This is a genomic window from Blautia massiliensis (ex Liu et al. 2021) (assembly GCF_052064225.1).
GTDB lineage: Bacteria > Bacillota > Clostridia > Lachnospirales > Lachnospiraceae > Blautia_A > Blautia_A fusiformis.
Map to the genome: position 1 here is coordinate 1 of NZ_JBQHWA010000064.1, position 2,712 is coordinate 2,712.

Consider the following 2,712-nt stretch of genomic DNA (forward strand, 5'->3'; position numbering starts at 1 on the left):
GGGAACCCGGGGAACTGAAACATCTAAGTACCCGGAGGAAAAGAAAGAAACATCGATTCCGTAAGTAGCGGCGAGCGAACGCGGAGGAGCCTAAACCGGTGTGCGTGCATGCCGGGGTCATGGACTGCATTTAAGATTCAGCGAAGTTAACAGAACGGTTTTGGGAAAGCCGGCCGGAGAGGGTGAAAGCCCCGTACGTGAAAGCAGAGCTGACTGAGCAGGATCCGGAGTACCACGAGACACGAGGAACCTTGTGGGAAGTAAGGGGGACCACCCCCTAAGGCTAAATACTACTTAGTGACCGATAGCGCATAGTACTGTGAAGGAAAGGTGAAAAGGACCCCGGGAGGGGAGTGAAAGAGAACCTGAAACCCTGTGTCTACAAGCTGTGGAAGTACTTTATATGTACAACCGCGTACTTTTTGTAGAACGGTCCGGCGAGTTACGCTTACTGGCAAGGTTAAGCACTTCAGGTGTGGAGCCGTAGGGAAACCAAGTCTTAAGAGGGCCAGAGTCAGTAGGAGTAGACCCGAAACCGGGTGATCTATCCATGTCCAGGTTGAAGCTGCCGTAAGAGGTAGTGGAGGACCGAACCCACATCCGTTGAAAAGGGTGGGGATGAGGTGTGGATAGGGGAGAAATTCCAATCGAACCCGGAGATAGCTGGTTCTCCTCGAAATAGCTTTAGGGCTAGCCTCGGTGTGAGTCTTGCGGAGGTAGAGCACTGAATTTCCTAGGGGGCGTCAAAGCCTACCGAAGAATATCAAACTCCGAATGCCGTGTAGATATCACCGGGAGTCAGACTGCACGAGATAAGTTGGGCGGTCAAAAGGGAAAGAGCCCAGACCTACAGTTAAGGTCCCAAAGTGCGCGTTAAGTGGAAAAGGATGTGGGATTTCGAAGACAACCAGGATGTTGGCTCAGAAGCAGCCATACATTCAAAGAGTGCGTAATAGCTCACTGGTCGAGAGGTCCTGCGCCGAAAATGTCCGGGGCTGAAACGCGCCACCGAAACTAAGGAATCTGAAAAGATTGGTAGAGGAGCATTGCATGCGGGAAGAAGCAGTACCGTAAGGAGCTGTGGACTGCATGGAAGAGAGAATGCCGGAATGAGTAGCGAGATAGAGGTGGGAATCCTCTAGGCCGAATATCCAAGGTTTCCAGGGTAAAGCTGATCTGCCCTGGGTGAGTCGGGACCTAAGGTGAGGGCGGGAGCCGTAGCCGATGGACAACAGGTTGATATTCCTGTACTGCAGTATGACAGAACTGTGGGGACACGTAAGGAGAGCGGGAGCCGGGAATGGAAAGCCCGGTACAAGCGGGGTACCAGTATGGCAGGAAAATCCGCCATGCAATGGGAAGACGTGATGTGGAGCGAAGATTAGTAGCGAAGCCCGTGAGCCATGCGTCAAGAAAAGCCGCTATCGTTCATATTGTACCCGTACCGTAAACCGACACAGGTGGATGAGGAGAGAATCCTAAGGCCGGCGGAAGAAGTATTGCCAAGGAACTCGGCAAAATGGCCCCGTAACTTAGGGAGAAGGGGTGCCTGCGGGAGCAGGCCGCAGAGAATAGGCTCAAGCAACTGTTTAGCAAAAACACAGGTCTATGCGAAACCGAAAGGTGAGGTATATGGGCTGACGCCTGCCCGGTGCTGGAAGGTTAAGAGGAGAGGTTAGCGGTAACGCGAAGCTTTGAATTTAAGCCCCAGTAAACGGCGGCCGTAACTATAACGGTCCTAAGGTAGCGAAATTCCTTGTCGGGTAAGTTCCGACCCGCACGAAAGGCGTAATGATTTGAGCGCTGTCTCGGCAATACATCCGGTGAAATTGAAGTGCCAGTGAAGATGCTGGCTACCCGCGCCAGGACGGAAAGACCCCATGGAGCTTTACTCCAGTTTGGCACTGGGGTCCGGTGTTGCATGTACAGGATAGGTGGGAGGCTGAGAAACGGTAACGTCAGTTGCCGCGGAGCCGCTGTTGGGATACCACCCTTGTGATATTGGGCTTCTAACCAGCCGCCGTGAACCGGCGGTGGGACAATGCCAGGCGGGGAGTTTGACTGGGGCGGTCGCCTCCGAAAGGGTATCGGAGGCGCCCAAAGGTTCCCTCAGAATGGACGGAAACCATTCGAAGAGTGCAAAGGCAGAAGGGAGCTTGACTGCGACACCGACGGGTGGAGCAGGTACGAAAGTAGGGCTTAGTGATCCGGTGGTATTAAGTGGGAATGCCATCGCTCAACGGATAAAAGCTACCCTGGGGATAACAGGCTTATCACTCCCAAGAGTTCACATCGACGGAGTGGTTTGGCACCTCGATGTCGGCTCATCGCATCCTGGGGCTGTAGTAGGTCCCAAGGGTTGGGCTGTTCGCCCATTAAAGCGGTACGCGAGCTGGGTTCAGAACGTCGTGAGACAGTTCGGTCCCTATCCGGCGTGGGCGCAGGATATCTGAGAGGAGCTGTCCTTAGTACGAGAGGACCGGGATGGACGGACCGCTGGTGGACCGGTTGGCTTGCCAAAGCCATGGCCGGGTAGCCAAGTCCGGAAGGGATAAACGCTGAAGGCATCTAAGCGTGAAGCCCCCCTCAAGATGAGATATCCCATTCTTAGTGAAGTAAACCCCCTTGAAGACGACGAGGTAGATAGGGCAGAGGTGGAAGTGTGGCAACACATGGAGCTGACTGTTACTAATCGGGTGAGGGCTTGACCAA

Annotated in this window: 1 rRNA gene; it reads left to right on the forward strand. The window is 54.0% G+C overall.

From position 1 onward, the window contains the following. Positions 1-2,712: ribosomal RNA gene (locus ACTNDQ_RS15180) — 23S ribosomal RNA — on the forward strand; the annotation flags it as partial.